Below are 20,768 nucleotides of genomic sequence, written 5' to 3'. Positions count from 1 at the left end.
ACCGATCGTTAGGTAAATGGGAGTGCCAGTGGACCAGCACGAGATCGCCCAGCGCAGTGCCGAAGTGATGCTCGCCCGGGACGCCGCCGGCAAGTCGCTGGGCATCACCCTGCAGGCGGTCGGGCCGGGTACCGCCGAGATGGCGATGGTGGTGCGGCCGGACATGACCAACGGCTGGGACCTGTGCCAGGGCGGACTGATCGCCGCGCTAGCCGACAGCGCGTTCGCGGTGGCCTGCAACTCCTACGGCGAGGTGACCGTGGCGGCCGGCTTCGACATCAGCCTGCTGGAGTCGGCGCGGGCCGGGGACCGGCTGCTGGCCCGGGCCGTGGAGCGGGCGCGGCGCGGCCGGTCCGGGGTCTACGACGTGACCGTGTCCCGGCTGGGCGCGGACGGGTCGCCGGACGAGGTGATCGCCGAGTTCCGGGGGCGCAGCCGGGCGCAGGGCCGCGGCATCCCCGGGCTCAGCGACGCAGCAGACCGTCGAAAGCGGTAGCCGCCAGCGCGGCCGCGACCGCCTGGGCGTCGTAGGCGCCGTCCGGGCGGTACCACTCGACCAGCGAGTTCACCATGCCGAACAGCAGCCGGCTGACCAGGTCCGGCGGGATGTCGTCGCGCAGCGCGCCCTCGGCGACCGCGGCACGCACCAGCTCGGCCAGCTGGTCGTCGAGCCAGCGGCGGCGCTTCACAGCGTCGACCTCGACCGGGGTGTTGCCCCGCACCCGCAGCAGCAGGGTGACCGCCGGCTGGTGGGCGACGAGGACCTCGACCGAGCGGCGGACCACCTCGCGCAGCCGGTCGTAGGCGCTGCCGGGCGCGCTGTCGCCGGCCGCCGCCGACACCACCTCGGTCAGCTCGTCGAGCGCGTCGGCCAGCGCCAGCCGCAGCAGGTCCTCCTTGCTGGCGAAATGGTGGTAGATCGCCGACTTGGTGACGCCCAGCTCCTTGGCCAGGTCACCGATGCTGGTCGCGTCGTAGCCCCGGCGGTTGAACAGGGTGACGGCCGCGCGCAGCACCGCGGCCTGATCGTGACCGGGCCGGCCACGCCCGCGGCGGATCGGTGGTGCGGAGTCGGCTGTCGTCACCCTGACAGCGTCTCACGCGATGATCGATCCCCTCCGCCGGGCGTGCCACCGAGGACGATCTCACCGGACCGCCCGCACCCTGCGTGAGCCCCGCGCGGGCGGGCGCGGCTAGGCTCGTCGTCTGGATCATCGACGAGCCGCAGGAGGACCGCGTGCCGCAAGAGACCATCTACGACGTCCAGATCGCCGACCTGCACGGCAAGCCGCTGGACCTGGAGCGGTTCCGTGGCACCGCCACGCTGGTGGTCAACGTCGCCTCCCGGTGCGGGCTGACCCCGCAGTACGAGGTGCTGGAGCAGCTGCACAAGCGGTACGCGGACCGCGGCTTCAGCGTGCTCGGCGTGCCGTGCAACCAGTTCGGCGGCCAGGAGCCGGGCACCGCCGACGAGATCGCCGAGTTCTGCAGCGCCACCTACGGCGTGACGTTCCCGATGACCGAGAAGGTGGAGGTGAACGGCGCCGGGCGGCACCCGCTCTACCAGGCGCTCACGCCGGAGGCCGACGCCGAGGGCTACACCGGCGACATCCGCTGGAACTTCGAGAAGTTCCTGATCGGACCGGACGGCGAGATCCGGGCCCGGTTCGGCCCGCGCACCACGCCGGACGCGCCCGAGGTGGTCACCGCGATCGAGGCCGCGCTGCCCTCCTGACCCGGACGACGTGTCACCCGGACTGCTCGCCGGACAGGAAGGCGAGCAGGTCCGGGCCGGCGGCCCAGGTCGATCTCTCCATCTCCTCGCCGGTGCAGGTCATCAGGGCCACCGTCACGGTGGCGTCGGAGCGGGCGATCAGCCGCCAGTGGCCTCCGCTGTCCGCCCACCGGCGGAGCGCGTCGATCGCGCTCGGGTCGTCGTGCCGCATCACCTCATCATCCGCCTCCGGCCCGGCCGCAACCGAACTGCACCGGGCTGCGGCGCGGATCCGGGCGCCCGCTGCCGATCGTGCCCGACATGGGCCCCGGAACGCTGCGCACGACATACGCCAGGCTGCGCGGATTCGTCCAGCGGGACCTGACCCGCTCGCTGCGGCTGTTCTTCCTGACGTCGCTGCTGATCTGCTGCGTCAGCATGACGGTGCAGATCGCGCACATGGGTCTCGGGCTCTCCGTGACGCTGGCCTGCGCGGCGGCGCAGCTGCTCCTGATCGGGCTGCGCACCGCGGAGTTCCGCCGGGGGCGCCCGCTGCCGGTCTGGGTGGAGACGATCGAGTTCGGCGCGGTGTTCTTCGTGCTGTCGCAGGTCACCGAGGCCTCGCCGGTGATCAGCACGCTGTTCATGTCGCTGCTGTTCCGGGCGGCCATCGGCTCGCTGCCCCGGCTGCTGCTGTCCCAGGCGGGCTATCTGGGCGCCTGGGTGCTGGCCGTCGCCCTGCCGTTCCGGGTGGAGCCGGTCCCCGGCGCGATGATCTCGCTGCCGATCACCACGCTGATGATCTACGGCACGCGCACGCTGATGGCGAAGCTGCAGGAGCAGCAGCGGGCGCAGAACGCCCTGTTGCAGGGGGTGTTGACCGACCTGCCGTTCCCGGTGGTCGTCACCGACGCCGCCGGGCACGTGGTGCTGGCCAACCCGGCCGTGATGGACCTGGTCGGCTGGCCGCGGACCGGCACGCTCCAGCTGGGTGAGCTGGCCCTGCGGGATCTGGAGGAGCGCCCGGTCGACCTGCGTACGGTCGCGGCGCGGTGCGGGGACACCGGCAACCTGGCGAAGACCGAGCTGCGGCTGTTGCGAGCGGACGGGTCGGCCCTGCAGATCGTGGTGCAGACCGTACCGATGGCCCAGGGTTTCACCGAAGGTGGCGGTGTGGTGCTGGCACTGCTGGACGTGACCGCGCAGCGGTCCTACGAGGAGCACCTGCACCGGGCGGCCTACTTCGACCTGCTCACCGGCCTGCCCACCCGGCGGATGCTGTTCGAGCGGCTCACCGTGGCGTACGAGAGCGACCTGCCCTACGCGATGCTGCTGATCGACCTCAACGACTTCAAGGTCGTCAACGACACTCTCGGGCACAAGATCGGTGACGAGTTGCTGGCCGGGGTCGCCGAGCGCCTCCAGGCCGCGGTCGACGAGACCGCCACGGTCGCCCGGCTGGGCGGCGACGAGTTCGCGGTGCTGCTGCCGCAGGCCGCGGCGGCCGAGGCCGAGGTCGCGGCGCGGGCGGTGCGCGCGGCGTTCCTCGAGCCACTGCACCTGAGCTGCGGGGTTCTGCCGGGCAAGGGCACCGTCGGCGTCGCGGTCGCCGAGCCGGGCGACACCCCGGACCACGTTCTGGAGCGGGCCGACGCCGCCATGTACCTGGCGAAACCGGCCGGCAAACGGCGGATCCGCTCGCCGCACTGCCCCCGGAACGCCCCGGTCGCGGGCTGAGCCGGACGGTCGCCGTACCGATGACTTGCGGCCCTGGCCCGGAGCGGCCCGCCGGCGAGACGCTGAGCGGGATGGCGAAGGAGGGGCGATGAGAAGAGATCGGATGTGGTTCGGTGTGGGCGCCGCGGCGCTGCTCACCGCGGCGGCCTACTCGCCGCCGGCCCGGCACTGGTACCTCAGTCACGGCGCGACCACCGGTGAGGCCGCCGAACCGCTGCCGGGCGACGAGCTGATACCCGCCCCGCAGCTGCAGTCCACCCGCGCGATCACGATCGGCGTCGCGCCCGAGGCGGTCTGGCCGTGGCTGGTGCAGATGGGCAGCGGCCGGGCCGGCGCCTACACCTACGACTGGATCGAGAACCTGTTCGGCCTGGACATGCACAGCAGCGACGTGATCCTGCCGCAGTTCCAGGACCTGGCGGCCGGCGACGAGCTGCCGCTGGGCTCCGGCGGCCCGGCCATGCGGGTGGAAATCTGCGACCCGGCCCGCACGCTGGCGCTGCGCTCGGTCGACGGCGCCTGGCTGTGGAGCTTCCACCTGCGCGATCGGCATCCGGGCACCCGGCTGCTGAGCCGCAACCGGATCCGCGTGCCGGACCCGACCTGGGCGCGCCGGCTGGTCGACCGCGCGGTCATGGAGCCGGGCTCCCTGATCATGGAGCGACGGATGCTGCTCGGCATCAAGCAGCGCGCGGAGCGCCGCACGGCCGCACCCGCTCACCTAGGTATACCTAGGCCGCCGGCGCACCCTGCCTAAAGCGCCCTGACCAGCGAAGATAGGTAACAGCACCGGATGTGACCGCCCCCGTGCCGATCGATGATCGAGGTATCGAACGGCAACGACGAGGGAGATCGGCCATGATGATGCACCCGGACATGATGCTCACGCTGGCGCACGACCGCCGCGACGCGCTGATCGCCGCGGCGGACCGCGAGCGGCTGCTCCGCCGCCTGGTCCGCAGGGTGGGAAAAGCCTCCGCGGTGCGCGGTCAGCCCACCAGTACGCTGGCGTCGTGCGAACGGTCCGCGGCGGTGCCAGCCCAGTGATGATCGGGCGAGAGAGCGAGCTGCGCCGCCTGGCGCGGCTCGCCTCCGCGCGCGAGCCCGCGGTCGCGATGATCGCCGGGGAGCCGGGGATCGGCAAGACCCGGCTGGTGCACGAGCTGCTCGGCACCGTGCCGGCCGCGACGGTGGTGCTGGTCGGGCAGGCCGAGCCGGGTTCGCTGTCCCGGCCCTACGAGGTGCTGCTGGACGCCATCGACGGGCGGCCGGGGGTGGACGAGGAGCAGCTGGCCGCGCTCGCCGACCCGCGACGCAGCCCGGTCGAGCGGCTGCACGTCGGTCTCGCGGTCGTGGCCGAGTTGATCGGCGACGCGCCCGCGGTGATCGTCTTCGAGGACCTGCACTGGGCCGACTCGGAGAGCGCCGCGCTGTTCGAGCGGATCGCCGACCAGCACGGGCCGCGGCTGCTGATCGGGACGTACCGGCCGGACGAGGTGTCCCGCCGGCAGCCGGTGGCCGGGCTGCTGGCCCGGATGGAGCGGCGGCACGCGGTCACCCACGTCCGGCTCAACCGGCTCACCCCGGCGCAGACCGCGGCCATGCTGGCGGCCGCGACCGGTGCACCGGCGCCGCTGCGCGCCGCGACGGCGCTGCATCACCGCACCGGCGGCAACCCGTTCTTCCTGGAGGAGCTGCTGCGGGCCCTGCCGGGGTACGACGTGGAGGGCCTGGTCGAGCAGCCGCTGCCGTGGAGTCTCGCCGATGTGCTGCGCCGCCAGGTCGACGACCTCGACCCGGTCAGCCATCGGATCGTCGAGGCGGCCACCGTGCTCGGCCACCGGATCCCGTTCGACCTGCTCGCCGACGTGACCGGCAGCGGCGAGGACGAGTTGATCGCGGTGCTGCGCGACCTGGTCACCCGGGGTGTCCTGGTGGAGTCCGGGGAGGACGAGTTCGCCTTCCGGCACGCGCTGGTCCGCGAGGCGATCGCCGACCAGATGCTGGGCCGGCAGCGGCGGCGGCTGCACGAGGCCGCGCTGGACATCCTGCTGCGCGGCGGCACCTCCGACCCGGCCATGGTGGCGCACCACGCCCGCGGCGCCGGGCGGTACGACGACATGATCACCGCGGCCCGCGACGGCGCCGTGCTCTACCTGTCGATCGGCTCCGCCTACCAGGCGTTGCAGCTGGCCGAGATGGGTCTGGACGAGGCGCCCGACGACACCGCCCTGCTCGCCTCGGCGGCCCGGGCGGCGTGGCTGGCCGGGCTGCTCGACGACGCGCTGCGCCACGGGCGTCGCTGGCGGGATCTGGCCGGCACCGCCACCGACCGCGCCGAGTCGCTCTACCTGCTGGTCCGGGTCGCCTGGGAGGCCCGCGCGACCGACGAGATGCGGGCGCTCACCGACGACATCGAGACGCTGATCGCGCAGCTGCCGCCGGGCGCCGACCAGGCGCGCGCGATGACCGCGATCGCCCAGTCGGCCACCCTGCGCGACGAGCTGGACGCCGCGCTGCTCTGGTCGGACCGGGCGCTGGCGCTGGCCGACGAGTTCGACCTGCCGGCGGTGCGCCTGGCCGCGCTGGTGGAGAAGGGTTCGATGCTCGCCGACCGGCCGCAGACCGCCGCCGACGGCCGCAAGATCCTGGCCGGGCTGGTCGACGAGGCGGAGCAGGCCGGCGAGTGGGTGCTGGCCGCCCGGGCGCTGAACGCGCTGGTGCAGGGCGAGCCGCCGACGTCGCCGGCCGAGCACGTGGCGATGCTGGAGCGGATGCGGGTGGACGCCGAGCGGGCCGGGTTCGAGTCGCTGGCCGAGGCCACCTACTTCCAGAACCGGGCCCGGCTGGCGATCCGCGCCGGTGATCTCGGGGACGCGATCGCGGCCCTGGAGAACGGGCGCGAGCAGGACCTCAGTTTCCGGCGGCGTGGCCGGTGGGCGGACTATCACGGGGTCTTCCTGGCCGGGCTCTACCTGGAGGCCGGTGAGCTGGACCGGGTCGAGCAGCTGATCACCGACCTGGCGGCGCTGCCGAACAATCCGCCCACGACGATTCCCGGGCTCGCCTTCCACCTGGCCTGCCGCCGCGGTGACCTGTCCCGCGCCGAGGCGCTGATGGACGAGCTGATCGCCGCCTTCGACGGGCAGACCTGGCGCAGCGGCGAGCAGGCGCACGACCTGATCTCCGCGGCGCTGGCGGCCGGGCTGTCCCAGGACCGCCTGGACCGGCTGGCCGGCAACCTGCTCGACGCGAACGTGTGGGATGCCTTCCGGACCGTCACCGACGCGCAGCTGGCCGAGGCGCGCGGCCGGCACGCCGAGGCGCTCGACCTCTACCTGGCGGTCGCGGAGGCGCACATCCTGGGGCCGTCGACCCGCGGGACGGTGCGGGTCGGCGCGGCGCGTTGCCTGCTCGCCGCCGACCGCCGGGCCGAGGCGGCCGCGCAGGTCGAGTCGGCCGCTTCGCTGCTCGCCCGGTGGCGCGGCTGGCGGGTGGTGCAGCTCGACCAGGTCCGCGCCCAGCTGGGGATGGCCCCGGCCGACGCGGCGGCGGCGGTGACCGGCCCGGCCGCGCTGACCCCGCGGGAGCGGGAGGTGGCCGTGCTGATCAGCGACGGGCTGACCAACACCGAGCTGGCCCGGCGCCTCTACATCTCGCCGAAGACCGCCGCGGTGCACGTCTCCAACATCCTGCGCAAACTGGGCGTCTCGTCCCGGACCGAGGTCGGCGACCTGGTCGGCCGCCGATAACTCACCGATTATCGACGGTTGCGGTCTTCATCGTTGATCGAGACGGCGCCGGCGACGATCGTGGAGCGGCAACAGGTTCTTGGTTCTCGCTGGGAGGCACAGATGAAGTTCACCATGGTCGGGATGGCGATCGCGGCGGAGAAGCCGGCGGTCAGCGCGGCCTGGTTCACCGAGCACTTCGGGTTCGCGGTCGGCGTCGACCTGGGCTGGTATGTGAACACGCAGCACACCGACCATCCGGCGCTGAGCCTGGACTTCGTCCAGCGCGACCACCCGTCGTGGCCGGCCGCCACCCGTGGCAAGACGGTGGTCGGCACGCTGCTGGCGTTCCTGGTCGCCGATGTGGACGCGGAGTACGCCCGGCTCGGGGACGAGGGCCTGGAGGTGGTGTTGCCGCCGGTCACCGAGCCGTGGGGGCAGCGCCGCTTCCAGGTCGCCGGCCCGGACGGCCTGCTGGTCGAGGTGTTGCAGCAGGTCGCTCCGGACCCGCAGTGGCTGGCCGACAACGGTTTCGGCGCCTGACGCCGCTACCCGTCGACGCCCGGCGCCGTCACGGTGGCGACGACCTTGCCGTCCGCTCCGGTGGCGGTCAGCCGGGCGCCCTCCACCTCGGTGTCCGGGGCCCAGATCAGGAAGAGGTCGCGGTCGCGCGCCCCGGTCAGGGTGCGCCCGGACGGCAGCTTCGCCGTGATCGCGGTCGCCTTGGCCGGCAGCCGACCGATCAACATCTTGGCTTTCAGTACGGCGTCCAGGTCGCCGTACAGCGTGATCTTGTCGGCCGGTCCCGCGTTCAGCACGGTGCCGAACGTCTCCTCCGCCCCGGCCGGACCGATCCGGCAGGTGCTGATCCACTTGTCGGCCTCGGACAGGTAGACGCGGATCTGCCGGTCACCGTCGCGGACCACGAACCGCTCCGCCAGCCGCGGCACCATCTCGCCGTTCAGCTCGGTGAGGTCCTTGCGGCACGCCGCGGCCGCCTGCTACTCGGTCAGCGGCCCGGACGGCTCGGCGGCCGGCGCCTGCGAACCGCACCCGGCTGCGGTCGCCAGGGCGGCCAGCACCGCCGTCACGGCCACGATTCTCGACATGCGCGCTCTCCTGCTGCCTCGGGATGGACCCGCACTCTACGACATCTCCGCTGCTCACGGCGATCCCAGCGATCTTGCCGGGCGGTGTGACCGCGTCCGGTGGTTTGCCCGCCATCTGGAAATGCCGGACCCGGAGACGGAACCCGACTGACCGCGCCGGAGCGGCGGGCGCACGCTGCGCACATGACGAGCCATGAGGCGCCGCTGCGGATCGAGATGCTCCCCGCCCGGCACGGGGACGCCGTCCTGGTCTCCTGGCCGGGCGAGGACGACCGGACACACTGGCTGCTGGTCGACGGCGGGCCGGCCATCGGGTACGACGCGGTCTCCCGGCGGCTGGCCGAGTTGGCCCGGGCCGGGCAGCGGCTCGACCTGCTGGTCCTCAGCCACGTCGACGGCGACCACGTCGAGGGCGTGATCCTGGCGGTCAACGACGCCGCGGTGGCGCTGGGCGTCGACGAGGTCTGGTACAACGGCTACCGCCAGCTGACCGACGAGCTCGGCGCGGTCCAGGGCGAGATCCTCGGCGCCCTGATCAAGCAGCGGGGTCTGAGCTGGAACGCGCGCTTCGGCGGCCACGCCGTCTGCCGCCCGGCCGACGGCCCGCCGCCGGTCCGGGAGCTGCCCGGCGGGTTGCGGGTGAGCGTGCTGGCGCCGACCACGACCGCGCTGCTGTCGCTGCGCGACGAGTGGGAGCGGGCCTGCCGGGACGCCGGCTTGGCGGCCGGCTCGGTGGAGGCGGCGCTCGTGAAGCTGCGCAACCGGCCGGAGCTGAAGCCGGCCGACGCCTACCTCGGCGCCGAGGGCCGACTCGACATCGATGAGCTGGCCCGCGGCCGGATCGGTGTCGACCGGAGCGCCGCGAACGCGTCCAGCATCGTGCTGCTGCTGGAGTTCGGCGGGCACACCGCGCTGCTCACCGCGGACATCACCCCGGCTCAGCTGGCCGCCGGGGTGCGCGCCCAGCTCGCCGCGACCGGCGCCGAGCGGCTGCCGGTCGACGTGCTGAAGGTGCCGCACCACGGCAGCGCCAAGAACATCAGCGCCGACCTGGTCCGGCTCATCCCGGCCCGGCAGTACCTGATCTCCACCGACGGCAGCTACCACGGGCATCCGCACCGCAGCGCGGTGGCCACGATCATCCGGTACGCGCCGCCCGGCGCCGAACTGGTCTTCAACTATCCGGATCCCGGCGACGTCTGGGACGACGACTCGACGACGAACCCGGACTTCACGTACACGGTGCGGCGCCCACCCGCCGGTGGCGCCGGCCTCACCGTGGCCCTGTGACCGGCCGGCCGGTGGCCAGGAGGACCACATGGAGGAGCAGGAACTGGCGATCGAGGTCCGCGCCGACGGGACGATCACCGCCACCACCCCGGCGGACAACCGGCGCCAGCGGGAGAGGTTGTCCCCGTTCACCGGACCGGACGCCGAGCTGATCAAACTCTTCGAACGCTGGATCGCCCGGCGCGACCACGTCTGGCAGGACCGCGACCTGCGCGCCTTCGGCAGCCTCCTGCACCGCTACCTGTTCCCCGGAACCATGTGGTCGTGGGTGGAGAACCGCCTGCCCGGTCTGCCGCACCCGGCCCGGGTCGCGCTGATCTTCCCGCCCGATCCGCCGTTCGCCCGGCTCGCCGCGGTTCCCTGGGAGTACCTGCACCGTCCCGGCAACGACGGCTACTACCTGGCCACCGACAGCCGGCTCGTGCTGTCCCGGTACCTGCGCCGGGCGGCCACGCGCGCCGACCTCACGCCGGTCGACCGGCCGCGGATCCAGATCGTGGTGTCCCGGCCGAAGACCTCTCAGCTCAAGGACGTCGTCTTCGACGACGTGGAGGAGGCGGTACGGGCGACCGAGCAGCACGGTTTCGCCGTCCTGGAGACGCTCCACGACCCGGGCGTGGACCAGCTGTTCCGCGCGATCGAGGAGCGGCAGCCGCACGTGGTGCACTACATGGGCCACGGCGAGTTCCGGCAGGAGCAGGCCGAGGGCCGGCTGGCCCTGGTCGACAGCTACGGCGACGTGGACTGGGTCAGCGACCGGGAGCTGGCCGAGCACATGCGCCGGCTGTCCCGGGTCCCCCGGATGCTGGTGCTGCACTCGTGCGACGGCGCCCGCGCCGACTTCACCGAGAGCTTCGCCGGGCTGGCCCCGCAACTGCTGCGCTCCGGCCTGCACTGTGTCATCGCGATGCAGTACGCCGTCACCAACAGCACCGCGACCGCGTTCAGCGTCGAGCTCTACCGGCAGCTGGCCGCCCGGGTGCCGCCGGATCGGGCGGTCCAGGCCGCCCGGATGCACATCGGTGGGCGCACCGGCGCGGACCCACGGCTGCTCGGCATCCCGGTCACCTATCTGCACGGCCGGCCCGAGCGGCTGTTCCCCGAGGAGGCGTGATGTCCCAGTACCAGCTCCGCATCCACATCGACCGGGGCGAGATCTGGGCCGTGTACGACACCCCGGTCATCGACGGAGCGGTCACCGAACCGGTACCGCTGACGAACGACCCACTCCGGCTGAGAACGATCTCCACGCTGGAGGCGTGGCTGCGGCGCGACGAATACCTGTACGGCACGATGCCGCCCGGCACCACGGGAATCGTGCCGGACACCGTCGAGGTCCTCGGCCGCCACCTGTACGAGCTGATGTTGAGCAACGACGTCGGCAAACGGCTGCAGACCGCGGTGGCCGAGGTGCCCAAGGGCGAGACGCTCGACGTCCACATCATCTTCGGCGAGGAGGCGGATCGGTACGCCACCCTGCCCTGGGAACTGTTGCACATGCCGGACGACCTGAACGCCGACGGATACTTCCTGGCCACCGAGACGAAGCTGGTCCTGAGCCGGCACCTGAACCCGCCGATCGAGCAGGAGACGCGGGTCCGGCACGGCTCGCTGGTGCGGGTGATGCTGGTGAACGCCATCCCGCAGGACACGCCCGGATTCGACAAGGAGAACGGGGTCTTCACCGACCTCACCGCGGCCCTGGGACAGAAGGCGGAATGGCTCCAGGTGTACACGGCGAACGCCTGGGACGAGGATTTCATCAGCACCACCCTGTCCAAGACCCCGGCCGACATCGTGCACATCGTCGGCGTCTGCCGAGCCACCGCCTCCGGATCCCTCCTGCTGGTACCCGACCCGGCGAGCGAAACCGGCACCACCTGGTTGAACGCGGACCGCATCGTGTCGACGCTGACCGGCGAGCCGGACACGGTGCCGCAACTGGTGGTCCTGCACCTGTGCGAGCGTCATCAGACCAAAGGTGACACCCAGCCGTTCAGCGAGAACTTCGAACGCCTCGCCCCCTCGCTGATCAAGGAGAACGTCGCCGCGGTCGTGGCCATGCAGTACCCGATGGCGCGGGAGACGGCGGTGCCGTTCCTCACCCACTTCTACAGCCTGCTCGCCGACGCCAAGCCGATCGGCCACGCGGTGCAGCTCGCTCGCAGGCGGATGTTCACCGAGCATCGGGAGCGACGCTTCTTCGGCACGCCGGTGCTGTACATGCAGAGCTTCGACGGCAGCCTGATCAACACCCAACCGGCGGCCGCGGCGACGAAGCCTCCCCCGCCTCCGCCGCCCGCACCACCCGCCACCGCCCCGTCCCGGGAGACGCCGCAACAGCTGGTTCTGGACACCATCGAGGGATACCTGCTGCTCGAGGAGGACGACCCGGACGGGCCGAGCGAACTCGTCCAGGAGGTCACCGTCTGGGTCAGGCAGACATCGTGGCCACCCACTTTCGCGGCCGCCTGGCAGACACTCCGGCTCCGGGCCCGTAACGACCAGCGTCCCGAACTCCAGCCCCTCTACCGGACGATCTCGCGGGCCCTGCGGGAAAGGTGGTGACACCATGGCCGGCACCACAGAGTCCGAGGTGGCCCAGGCGGTCGACGAGGCTGTCGCCGCGCTCACCGCGCTGACATCGGCCGAGCCCACCCGGGCGTACGCCGAAGCACTGGCTCTTCCCCGGACCGACGGACCGGCCGCGTTGCTGGCCGCCGTCGAAACGCTGCGCGGCGAGCTGCAGACCGTCGACCGGGTGCTCGCCGACCTGCACGCCCGGGCGAGCCGCGCCGAGGAGGAACAGGCCACCGCCGAGCCGCTGGGCTCCACCTGGTGGCAGCGACGGCGGCGGGAGCTCAACCGGCTCAGCGGCGCCGAGCACGAGCGGCTCTGGTTGCGCACCTGGGTGAAGGCGTTCGCCGCCGAGCGCTTCGACCTGTGCGCCAAGGTGCTCGCGATCAAGCCACCCGACGGCGGGCGGTACGAGTTCGCCGACCGGCTGGGCACGGTGGCGACCGCGGCCGCCAGCGGCGATCTGTGGCCGGCCGCACGGGCCTTGCACGCCCTGTTCGAGCCACCGACGCGCGACTCCCTGGAGGCCACCACGGTGGTCCGGCTCGCCGTCCTGCTGACCCGGATCCATCTCTACCAGACCCGCGACGTCGAGGCGGCGGAGGCCGCCGCGCAACTCCTCCCCACCGACGCCGCCGATCCGCAGCTGCCCAAGGCCGTGCTGGCCGCGGCTGCCTCACTGCCGGGTGAACTGGCCCTGGCGCGCGGGGAGTTCCCCGACGCCGGGAAGACCTTCCAAGACCTGGTCGCGGCGATGCCCGCGCTGCCCGACGGCTACATCGGGCTGGGCCTGGTCGCCGAGGCGGAGAACGCCTGGTATCAGGCCGACGACAACTACGATCTCGCGGTGACCGTCGGTGGGCGGGCGGTTGCCGAGCCTGTGCTGCGTCGGCCGATCCCGGCCAATCTGCTCTGGCGCTGCGCCCGCCAGCTGCGCGAGGAGGATCCGGCGTGGGCGTTCCACCTGCTCGAACGTGCTCTGCAGGACGGGATCAAGGGCGAGGGCTCGCACCCGGAGCGGTCCGCCCTGCGGGATCGGGCCCGGCTGCTGAAGGATCTGGGGCGGGACGCCGAGGCGGCCGCCACCCAGCACCGGGCCGGCGAGATGTTCGCCGCGGCCGGCGAGAACCAGCGCGCCATCGCGTGCTTCGAGGCGGCGCACAAGCTCGACAGCAGCGTGGCGAAATACTGGTGGGACCACGCCGAGGCATTGCGCGTGTCCGGCATCCATCCGTACGGCGGCGCCGACGGCGACGTGATGAAGGAGGCCTGGCTCACCGTCAACGAGGGTTTCCAGTGGTCCGGCACGGCCGACGTGGCGCCGTGGTCGCTGGTCACCGCCGCGCTGATCGCCGAGCAACTGCCGGACCCGCCCACCTCGCCGCTGATCCTGGCGGAACGCTCGCTGCTGCTCGACGACCGGTACGCCCGCGGCTACGCCTATGTGGCGACCCTGCTGCGGGACGCCGGCTATCCGGCCGACGCGCTGGCCGCGGCCGGCCAGGCCTACCATGCCGACGCCGCCGACGGGTTCGTCGTGGACGCCTTCGCCCGGGCGCTGCTCGACCACGGCCGGGACGCGCAGGCACTCACCGTCATCGAGAAACACGAGCTGCTCCGTCCCGGCACCCCCGACCTGCTCTACGCGCACGTTGTCGCCGAGCTGCTGCGCGGCCGGCCGGCCGCGGCCGCCGTGGTGGCCCGGCAGGGCTCCGGGGTGAAACCCAACATGTACGACACGCTGCTCGGCACCGCTTACCTGATCTGCGGCGACGAGGAGCGGGCCCGGCGCCGCTTCGACCAGGTGTGGGACCGCCGCGCGTCGATGAACAGCCAGTACTTCCCGGCGTACGCCGCCTGGCTGGGCGGACGCACCGAACAGGCCGTCGAGGCGTACGAGGGCATGGGCCGCACCATCACCGACAACACCTTCCCCCGCGACATGGCACTGGCCCTGCTCACCCGGGGTGGCCCGGCGGATCTGGCCCGGGCGCGCGACCTGCTTGCCGGCGCGGTCGCCGCCGAGCGGATCGTCCTGGATCTGCGCTATCTGACCGCGGTCGAGTTCCCGCTGCTGCTGCGGCTGGTCGGTGACGCCCCGCACGCCGCCCGGGTGGCCCGGATCGTCGCGGACACCGAGACCGCCGCGCACGGCCGGATCACCGCGCTGCTGGACGCGCGACGCGAGCCGGATGACGACGCCGCCCAGCTGGCGACGGCCCGGGTCCGGATACGCGACGGCGAGCTGGGCGACGCCATCCGGATCTACGCCGGCCTGGCCGAGCGGGGCGTCGCGCCGGAGGCGCCGCTCCGCATCGCCCGCGCCGCGGGGGAAGTGATCAAGAACGGCGACCAGGTGCTGCGCAAGGAGGGTCTGCCCGCCGCCCGGCACGTCTGGGAGGACCTGCAGGCGACGGCCGCGCCGTTCCTCGCCGACCAGCCGGAGTCCGGGGCCCTGCAGGCCCGGCTCGCTCTGGCCACCCAGGAGCAGGCCGGGCCGGACGCCGCCGCGCCGCTGCTCGCCGCCCTGCTCACCAGGCCGGACGGGCCGCGCGTGCTGACCGGCGCCCTGACCCTGTTCGCCCGCGACATACCCACCTTCTGGGCACACCGCGACGCGCTGCTGTCCCGGCGCGAGGACGACGACCTGCCCGCCCCGGCCCGGCAGTCGCTCGGCGAGATCGCCGGCAGCCTGGACCTGTCGCGGGTCGCCCGGCTGCGCCGGCGCGATGTCGGCAGTGCCGCGGTCTTCCCGCTGCTGACCCAGGTCGAGGTGCGGCTCGGTGAGGATTTCCGGGGCCGTGCCGACGACCTGGCGCCGCGGCTGGACGAGGTCCGGCACCGGATCGCGGCGGAGACCGGCGTGCTCGTCCCGGCCGTCCGGACCACGGTCGGCCTGCCCCGCGATCCCGGCTCGGTCGAGTTCTGCGTGGTCGAGCAGGTCGTCGGCCGGGCCCGGCCGGAACCGCGGGAACGGTCCGGCGCGCCGTTCGCCGACTGGGTCGCCGGGCGGCTGGAGACGTCCCTGCGGCCCAGCCTGGCCCGCGTGTTCGGAGTGGACGACCTGCTGCTCTGGCTGGACGGCTGGGAGTCCGCGATCGGCGAGCGGTACGCCGGGCTGCGCGCCGATGCCCGCCTGCGGCTGCGGCTGGTGCGCCTGCTCCGGCTGCTGCTGCGGGAGGGCGTCCCGATCACCGACCGGCAACTGATCGTGACCGCGTTCCAGCAGATCGAGGCGGACGGCCCGGCCGACCCGCTGATCGCCCTCCGGAGTGTGCGCCGGCGCCTGGGCCGGGCGGCGCTGGAGACCGGACCGGCCACCGCCGTCACCGTGAGCCTGGACCCGGCCCTGCGGGAACGGATCGCGGCCGGGCTGAACCCGCGGGACCCGTCGGTCTGGCAGCTGCGCCGGGCCGACGCCGAGGCGCTCGTCGCCGACCTGGCGAGCTGGCACGACGCGCGCCGCGCCGAAGCGGACGGACCCGTCCGGGTGCTGGTCGACGACGGCGTGCTGCGGCCGCACGTCTGGCGGCTGATGGCCGGCACCCGCCGGGAGGTCACCGTGCTGGCCGGCGACGAGTGAGGAGACCGCGATGAGCGACCGCATGCTTCCCGGTTTCGGCGCCGTGCGCCCGGACCCGCGGATGCCCGCCCGCCAGCGGATCACCGCGACGCTGCACGCGCCGGCGGCGTCCGGCGGGCTGGTCCGCCGGATCCGCAAGCTGCTGGCCGGCTACAGCGACGAACTCGGCCTCAACCAGGACATCGAGGTGCGGGTGCACACCGATCCCGCGCTGGACCGCCCGGAGCTGGACATCCTGGACCGGCCGGTCGCGGTGGGCCTGCCGGCCGGGCCGGACCCGGACGCGCCGGACCGGGCCGACGCCGTCGTGCAGGCGGTGAACCGGTCGATCAGTCGCGCGTTGTCCGCGCTGATCGACCCCGGGCGCGCGCTCGCCCTGGTGACCGACATGGTGTCGATCGGGACGTGCAGCCGGCAGGTCGCCCGCGACGCGCTCTGCTACGGCCTGGACAACGGGATCCGGTTGAACGCGGGTGAGCTGCGCCGGCTGATCGCCCGCAGCACGCCCGAGGAGAACGCCGCCACGCTCGGCGAACGTCTCGTCGACGCGCTGGCGCCGAGGGAGATCGTCGTGCACGCCTCGGCCGCCACCGCCCGGGAACTGACCGCGGCCGGCGCCGATCTGACCCCGCTGCGCCAGGACCTGTTCCGGCGCACCGGCCTGGAGTTCCCGGACGTCCGGCTGCAGTTCGCCGAGCTGCCGCCGGGCCGGGTCCGCCTGCGGCTCAACGACGTCACGGTCGGCGAGCCGGACCTGCCGCAGTCAGCCGGTTGGGACGCCCTGACCGACCTGCTGCGGCGGGAGCTGTACGAGCACCGCGCCTGGTTCGTGCGCACCTCCGAGGTGAAGGAGTCGCTGATCACGGTCGGTGACATCGTCCCCGACATGGTCGAGCTGATCGAGGACTGCTATCCGCTGGAGACCGTCTCGGCGTGCCTGCGCATCCTGAGCGCCGACACCGAGGCGATGCGCAACCTGCCCCGGCTGCTCTGGCTGATGCTGGAGGCCGGCAGCAGCACCGCCGACCCGGACGTGGTGCGGCTGGCCGAGACCCCGCTGCTGTCCCGGCCGGCCCGCAGGCACCTGGGCGACCCGGAGATCCTGGCCGCCGAGATCCGGCAGCGCCTGGACGAGGACAAGTGGCGGCTGGGCAGCGACACCGACCGGCCGCGGCTGATCCGGCTGCCGGCCCGCCTGGAGGAGCAGCTCAGCCACTCCGGTGGACGCGGTGCCGCCGGCCGCACCGCCCGCACCTTCCTGCGGCAGGTGGGGACCGGTCCGGCGGTGGTGGTCACCCGGACCGCCGCCGCGGTCGGGCCGGCCCGCGCGATGCTCGCCGCCACGCCCGCCGCGCCGGCCGTGAAGTGGGTGAACGAGATCCCGCCCGCCGTCGCGCTGCCGAGCCGCTTGCGCCGGAAGCGGTCCTGAGTCGATCGGGACGAGGCCATGGGAAAGAACATCGTGATCTGCCTGGACGGCACCGGCAACGAGGTCAAGGCCGTGGGCGCCACCAACGTGTTGAAGACCGTCGAGCTGCTGGACGTGAGCAGGCCCGCGGAGCAGGTGGTCTACTACGACCCGGGGGTGGGCACGTTCGCCTCGCCGAGCGCCTGGACCGCGACCGCGCGCGCACTGTCCCGGCTGGGCGGGCTGGCGCTCGGCCACGGCCTGCGCCGCAACGTGGGCGAGGCCTACGGCTACCTGATGCGCGCCTGGCAGCCGGGCGACCGGGTGTTCGTGTTCGGCTTCAGCCGCGGGGCCTACACGGCGCGGGCCCTGTGCGGGATGCTCTACCGGATCGGCCTGCTGCGCCCGGGGAACGAGAACCTGATCCGGTACGCGATCCGCGCCTACGCCCGCCGCCCGGGCCGCAACTCCCGGCTGGACGGGACGGAGGGCTGGGACCTGATGGACCGGTTCTCCGCGGCGATGGCGGTGCGGCCGGTCAACCCGGAGTCGCGCGCCTTCCCGATCCACTACCTCGGCGTCTACGACACCGTGAAAGCCACCCGGATCATCGGCCGGGACATTCACTGGCCCTACACGAACCAGCTGCTCAACGTGCGTGTCGTGCGGCACGCGGTGGCCATCGACGAGCGGCGCCGGCCGTACCGGGAGAAGTTGATCCCGAGTCCGGCGGACGGCCGGCGGCGGGTCACCGAGACCTGGTTCGCCGGGGTGCACTCGGATGTCGGCGGCGGGTTCGACGACCATCCCGAGCTGGGCCGGGTGTCGCTGCGCTGGATGCTGGAGGGGGCCCGCGCCGAGGGGCTCCTGCTGGCACCGTCCTACTCGGAGCAGTGCCGGTGGCAGGAGGCCGACGCCTTCGGCGACATCCACCGGATGGGCTGGAAGTGGGCGCTGATCCCGCGCCGGACCCGGCCGCTGCCGCCGGACGCCCGGGTGCACGCCAGCGTCCGGACCCGGATCAAGAGACATCCCGAGTACGCCGCGAAGCTGCCCGCCGACGTGCGCTGGGACGACTCGGCCTGGCCGTGACCGGGTCGTACCGTCGCCTACGCCTGGGTGTCCGGGATGCGGCCGGTGACCTCGTGGTGGGTGACCGTGGTCTCCCGGTCGACCAGGAAGTCGTCGTCCTCCGGGTAGAACACCGCCCGGTCGATGTCGTCATCGGCGAAGGCCCGGATGTGGTCCACGGACTCCCACCAGCTCAGCGTGGTGACCTCGGTACGGCCGTCGCCGACCTCCCGGGTCCACAACTCGGCGCCGAGATTTCCCGGCGTCTCCCGATATCCGGCGAGGCCGGTCCGGGCGACGTAGTCGGCATACTCCTTGGCCCGCTCGGACCTGACCCAGCCCCGCCACATGCGCGCGATCACGCCGGGAAGTCTACGGAATCACGGTGCTCCGGCCGTACCGAAAGCGGGGTGTCCGGAAGCCCGGCGTGGCCTCGCGCCGCGCAGCGGACCTCAGGGACGGACGGACCTGGGCGTGGAAGACCTGGTCACCGTAGGGGATGTCGGCCGGCGTCCAGGAACTCAGGTGGTGGCGATCTCGTTGACCTTGGCCTTGACGGTCAGCTTCCTGGTCTTGGTGCCGTCCGGGCCGATCGCGGTGAGCAGGTAGGTGTGCACCTGGTAGCCACCCGGGTCACCACCGCACGAGAACGTGAGGGTGGCGGAGTCCTTGGTGGCGTATTCGGCGTAGACGCCCGGGCCGTCCACCGACAGCGTGGCCTTCTCCGCACCGGTGACCTTCCACTCCAGGGTGACCGGGGTGCCCTCGTACCGGACCTGGTCGGTGCCGGACGGGCAGGACGGCTTGCCGGTGACCCGGAAGTAGCTGATCGCCGGGCCGTCCGGGGTCTCGCTCGCGGCCGGCGTGGCGGTGGCCGTGGCCGTGGCGGTGACCTTGCGGGTCGGGACATCCTTCGGCCGGCTCGTGGTGGTCTCCGGCGCGGGGCTCTCGGTCACCGTGGTGGTGACGACCGGATCGGCGCCCTGCGGAACGGCGGGCTGCGCCCGGAGCCGGGACAACACGATCCCGGCGGCGACCGCCAGGATCACCATGGCGCACAGAAGCGCGATGAACCAACGACGTCTCACTGACGTCCTCCCTGATCGGACCGGCTTTCGGCGCACTCTACGGCCGGGCCGGGCGGCCGGACGCCACCCGAAGGAGGGTCTGGCACGAAGGCAGGACCGACAACATTGCTTCTAGTCAATGTCGATGGGCGATGGTAAGAACATCCTGGGAGCGCTCCCACTCCCCTTGATCCCCGGCTTGGAGTGATCCATACATGCGCACATTCACGGCGCGCGCCCTCCTCACCGCCGCCGCGCTGACCGCGTTCGCCCTCGGCGGCACGACCGGACCAGCGGCCGCCGCCGCACCACCCGCCACCACCACCGTCGCCGCCGGCTACTCGCACACCTGCGCGATCCGCGCCGACGGCGGCCTATGGTGCTGGGGCGACAACACCAAGGGCCAGCTCGGTGACGGCACCACCGTCAAGAAAACCACCCCGGTCCGGGTCGGCACCGCGACCTGGACCAGCATCGACGCCGGCACCAGCTACACCTGCGGCACCCAGACCGACGGGTCACTGTGGTGCTGGGGCAGCAACACCCGCGGCCAGCTCGGCGACGGCACCACCAGCAACCGCAACGTGCCGACCCGGGTCGGCACGGGCACCGGCTGGGCCACGGTCAGCGCCGGCGACAGCCACACCTGCGCCACCCGCACCGACGGCACGCTCTGGTGCTGGGGCTTCAACCGGCTCAACCAGCTGGGCGTCACCGGCTCGGTCTACTACGCCACCGCGCCGTTGCAGGTCGGCACGGCAACCACGTGGGCGAGCGTGACCACCGGCTTCGCGCACAGCTGCGGCACCCGCACCGACGGCACCCTGTGGTGCTGGGGCGACAACGGCGACGGCCAGCTCGGACTCGGCCGGCTGACCGGGGCCACCACCCCGGCGCAAGTCGGGACCGGCACCAGCTGGGCGACCGTCTCCGCCGGCTACGCCTTCGCCTGCGCCACCCAGACCAACGCCACGCTGTGGTGCTGGGGCGACAACGGTTACGGCCAGCTCGGCGCCGGCACCACCTACCAGACCGCGCCGGCCCAGGTCGCCGGCACCACCTGGAGCCGGGTCGACGCCGGCTACAACACGGTCTGCGCCGACCGCACCGACGGCAGCCTGTGGTGCTGGGGCAACAACATGGCCGGCCAGCTCGGCGACAACACGACGACAAACCACAATTCCCCGGTACGCGTCGGCACCGCCACGACGTGGTCCGCCCAGCACGTCACGGGCTACCACACGTGCGGCTTCCGCACCGACGCCAGCCTGTGGTGCTGGGGCAACAACGCCAACAGCCAACTCGGCGACGGCACCACCACCCAGCGCACCACCCCGACCCAGGTCACCCTGCCCGCCTGACCTACCGGCCGGCGCCGCTTCACCGAACGGCGCCGGCCGTCCCTGGGCGGCGCCGACCTTCCCTGCGGTAGATGCCCTGCACCGAAGCCGAGAACGACCGAGGCGGCGAACGACCGTCTG

19 protein-coding genes are annotated in these 20,768 nt (G+C 73.0%); 14 read left to right on the top strand and 5 right to left on the bottom strand.

Annotated features, from left to right (window positions below; genetic code table 11):
- Nucleotides 1-16: 16 nt before the first annotated feature.
- Nucleotides 17-496, top strand: a complete 480-nt coding sequence (gene paaI / locus BJY16_RS26410) for a hydroxyphenylacetyl-CoA thioesterase PaaI (RefSeq protein ID WP_185042259.1) — start codon at nt 17-19, stop codon at nt 494-496.
- Here the strand turns inward: paaI and BJY16_RS26405 are convergent.
- Entirely contained in the window at nt 465-1,085 is a 621-nt protein-coding gene (locus tag BJY16_RS26405) for a TetR/AcrR family transcriptional regulator (RefSeq protein WP_185042258.1), read from the bottom strand. The genes paaI and BJY16_RS26405 overlap by 32 nt on opposite strands.
- A gap of 152 nt (nt 1,086-1,237) precedes the next feature.
- Between BJY16_RS26405 and BJY16_RS26400 the strand changes: the two genes are divergently transcribed.
- Nucleotides 1,238-1,735 (top strand): glutathione peroxidase, encoded by a 498-nt coding sequence (locus BJY16_RS26400; RefSeq protein WP_185042257.1) that lies wholly within the window; start codon nt 1,238-1,240, stop codon nt 1,733-1,735.
- A 13-nt stretch (nt 1,736-1,748) separates the two neighbouring features.
- Here the strand turns inward: BJY16_RS26400 and BJY16_RS26395 are convergent, their stop codons facing one another.
- Nucleotides 1,749-1,946: a hypothetical protein gene (locus tag BJY16_RS26395; protein WP_185042256.1), complete on the bottom strand. Its 198-nt coding sequence runs from the start codon at nt 1,944-1,946 to the stop codon at nt 1,749-1,751.
- A gap of 89 nt (nt 1,947-2,035) precedes the next feature.
- On the opposite strand from BJY16_RS26395, the gene BJY16_RS26390 reads away from it, so the two are divergent.
- The 5 genes from BJY16_RS26390 (at nt 2,036) to BJY16_RS26370 (ending at nt 7,725) form a co-directional block, all read left to right on the top strand.
- Entirely contained in the window at nt 2,036-3,451 is a 1,416-nt protein-coding gene (locus BJY16_RS26390) for a GGDEF domain-containing protein (protein ID WP_185042255.1), read from the top strand.
- An 88-nt stretch (nt 3,452-3,539) separates the two neighbouring features.
- Nucleotides 3,540-4,208, top strand: a complete 669-nt coding sequence (locus BJY16_RS26385) for an SRPBCC family protein (protein ID WP_185042254.1) — start codon at nt 3,540-3,542, stop codon at nt 4,206-4,208.
- 101 nt (nt 4,209-4,309) lie between these two features.
- A complete protein-coding gene (locus BJY16_RS26380) occupies nt 4,310-4,498 on the top strand; it encodes a hypothetical protein (RefSeq protein WP_185042253.1) in 189 nt (62 codons plus the stop codon).
- Nucleotides 4,498-7,203, top strand: a complete 2,706-nt coding sequence (locus BJY16_RS26375; protein ID WP_185042252.1) for an ATP-binding protein — start codon at nt 4,498-4,500, stop codon at nt 7,201-7,203. Before BJY16_RS26380 ends, BJY16_RS26375 begins: the two co-directional genes overlap by 1 nt.
- A 102-nt stretch (nt 7,204-7,305) precedes the next feature.
- Entirely contained in the window at nt 7,306-7,725 is a 420-nt protein-coding gene (locus BJY16_RS26370; RefSeq protein ID WP_185042251.1) for a VOC family protein, read from the top strand.
- Between the two features lie 5 nt (nt 7,726-7,730).
- Here BJY16_RS26370 and BJY16_RS26365 read toward each other — a convergent pair whose 3' ends face one another.
- Nucleotides 7,731-8,135, bottom strand: coding sequence for a hypothetical protein (locus tag BJY16_RS26365; RefSeq protein WP_185042250.1), 405 nt, complete (start codon nt 8,133-8,135; stop codon nt 7,731-7,733).
- A gap of 339 nt (nt 8,136-8,474) precedes the next feature.
- Here BJY16_RS26365 and BJY16_RS26360 point away from each other — a divergent pair, with 339 nt between their 5' ends.
- Genes BJY16_RS26360 through BJY16_RS26335 form a run of 6 tightly spaced genes read left to right on the top strand, consistent with a single transcriptional unit; the run spans nt 8,475 to nt 18,241 of the window.
- On the top strand, nt 8,475-9,581 hold the full coding sequence (locus BJY16_RS26360; protein WP_185042249.1) for a ComEC/Rec2 family competence protein: 1,107 nt from the start codon (nt 8,475-8,477) through the stop codon (nt 9,579-9,581).
- Nucleotides 9,582-9,609: 28 nt separating this feature from the next.
- A complete protein-coding gene (locus BJY16_RS26355; RefSeq protein ID WP_185042248.1) occupies nt 9,610-10,695 on the top strand; it encodes a CHAT domain-containing protein in 1,086 nt (361 codons plus the stop codon).
- Nucleotides 10,695-12,149: a CHAT domain-containing protein gene (locus tag BJY16_RS26350; protein ID WP_185042247.1), complete on the top strand. Its 1,455-nt coding sequence runs from the start codon at nt 10,695-10,697 to the stop codon at nt 12,147-12,149. Before BJY16_RS26355 ends, BJY16_RS26350 begins: the two co-directional genes overlap by 1 nt.
- 4 nt (nt 12,150-12,153) lie before the next feature.
- The gene (locus BJY16_RS26345) at nt 12,154-15,741 is read left to right on the top strand and encodes an FHIPEP family type III secretion protein (RefSeq protein ID WP_185042246.1); all 3,588 of its coding nucleotides are present in this window, start codon (nt 12,154-12,156) and stop codon (nt 15,739-15,741) included.
- Between the two features lie 10 nt (nt 15,742-15,751).
- On the top strand, nt 15,752-17,170 hold the full coding sequence (locus BJY16_RS26340; protein ID WP_185042245.1) for a hypothetical protein: 1,419 nt from the start codon (nt 15,752-15,754) through the stop codon (nt 17,168-17,170).
- A gap of 18 nt (nt 17,171-17,188) precedes the next feature.
- Nucleotides 17,189-18,241, top strand: a complete 1,053-nt coding sequence (locus tag BJY16_RS26335) for a T6SS phospholipase effector Tle1-like catalytic domain-containing protein (RefSeq protein ID WP_185042244.1) — start codon at nt 17,189-17,191, stop codon at nt 18,239-18,241.
- Between the two features lie 17 nt (nt 18,242-18,258).
- Here the strand turns inward: BJY16_RS26335 and BJY16_RS26330 are convergent, their stop codons facing one another.
- Entirely contained in the window at nt 18,259-18,582 is a 324-nt protein-coding gene (locus tag BJY16_RS26330; RefSeq protein WP_185042243.1) for an antibiotic biosynthesis monooxygenase, read from the bottom strand.
- Between the two features lie 159 nt (nt 18,583-18,741).
- Nucleotides 18,742-19,308: a hypothetical protein gene (locus BJY16_RS26325; protein ID WP_185042242.1), complete on the bottom strand. Its 567-nt coding sequence runs from the start codon at nt 19,306-19,308 to the stop codon at nt 18,742-18,744.
- A gap of 194 nt (nt 19,309-19,502) precedes the next feature.
- Between BJY16_RS26325 and BJY16_RS26320 the strand changes: the two genes are divergently transcribed.
- Nucleotides 19,503-20,648 (top strand): RCC1 domain-containing protein, encoded by a 1,146-nt coding sequence (locus BJY16_RS26320; protein ID WP_185042241.1) that lies wholly within the window; start codon nt 19,503-19,505, stop codon nt 20,646-20,648.
- Nucleotides 20,649-20,768 lie beyond the last annotated feature (120 nt).

It is taken from the genome of Actinoplanes octamycinicus (assembly GCF_014205225.1).
GTDB classification, from domain to species: Bacteria; Actinomycetota; Actinomycetes; order Mycobacteriales; family Micromonosporaceae; genus Actinoplanes; species Actinoplanes octamycinicus.
Note: the sequence above shows the minus strand (reverse complement) of the source record. Positions and strands in the feature narration are given on the sequence as shown.

Excerpts from the sequence above, each read along its gene's own strand:
- paaI (WP_185042259.1), top strand. The coding sequence starts at position 17 with ATGGGAGTGCCAGTGGACCAGCACGAGATCGCCCAGCGCAGTGCCGAA.
- BJY16_RS26395 (WP_185042256.1), bottom strand. The coding sequence starts at position 1,946 with ATGCGGCACGACGACCCGAGCGCGATCGACGCGCTCCGCCGGTGGGCG.
- BJY16_RS26390 (WP_185042255.1), top strand. The coding sequence starts at position 2,036 with ATGGGCCCCGGAACGCTGCGCACGACATACGCCAGGCTGCGCGGATTC.
- BJY16_RS26385 (WP_185042254.1), top strand. The coding sequence starts at position 3,540 with ATGAGAAGAGATCGGATGTGGTTCGGTGTGGGCGCCGCGGCGCTGCTC.
- BJY16_RS26380 (WP_185042253.1), top strand. The coding sequence starts at position 4,310 with ATGATGATGCACCCGGACATGATGCTCACGCTGGCGCACGACCGCCGC.
- BJY16_RS26375 (WP_185042252.1), top strand. The coding sequence starts at position 4,498 with ATGATCGGGCGAGAGAGCGAGCTGCGCCGCCTGGCGCGGCTCGCCTCC.
- BJY16_RS26370 (WP_185042251.1), top strand. The coding sequence starts at position 7,306 with ATGAAGTTCACCATGGTCGGGATGGCGATCGCGGCGGAGAAGCCGGCG.
- BJY16_RS26365 (WP_185042250.1), bottom strand. The coding sequence starts at position 8,135 with ATGGTGCCGCGGCTGGCGGAGCGGTTCGTGGTCCGCGACGGTGACCGG.
- BJY16_RS26360 (WP_185042249.1), top strand. The coding sequence starts at position 8,475 with ATGACGAGCCATGAGGCGCCGCTGCGGATCGAGATGCTCCCCGCCCGG.
- BJY16_RS26355 (WP_185042248.1), top strand. The coding sequence starts at position 9,610 with ATGGAGGAGCAGGAACTGGCGATCGAGGTCCGCGCCGACGGGACGATC.
- BJY16_RS26350 (WP_185042247.1), top strand. The coding sequence starts at position 10,695 with ATGTCCCAGTACCAGCTCCGCATCCACATCGACCGGGGCGAGATCTGG.
- BJY16_RS26345 (WP_185042246.1), top strand. The coding sequence starts at position 12,154 with ATGGCCGGCACCACAGAGTCCGAGGTGGCCCAGGCGGTCGACGAGGCT.
- BJY16_RS26340 (WP_185042245.1), top strand. The coding sequence starts at position 15,752 with ATGAGCGACCGCATGCTTCCCGGTTTCGGCGCCGTGCGCCCGGACCCG.
- BJY16_RS26335 (WP_185042244.1), top strand. The coding sequence starts at position 17,189 with ATGGGAAAGAACATCGTGATCTGCCTGGACGGCACCGGCAACGAGGTC.
- BJY16_RS26320 (WP_185042241.1), top strand. The coding sequence starts at position 19,503 with ATGCGCACATTCACGGCGCGCGCCCTCCTCACCGCCGCCGCGCTGACC.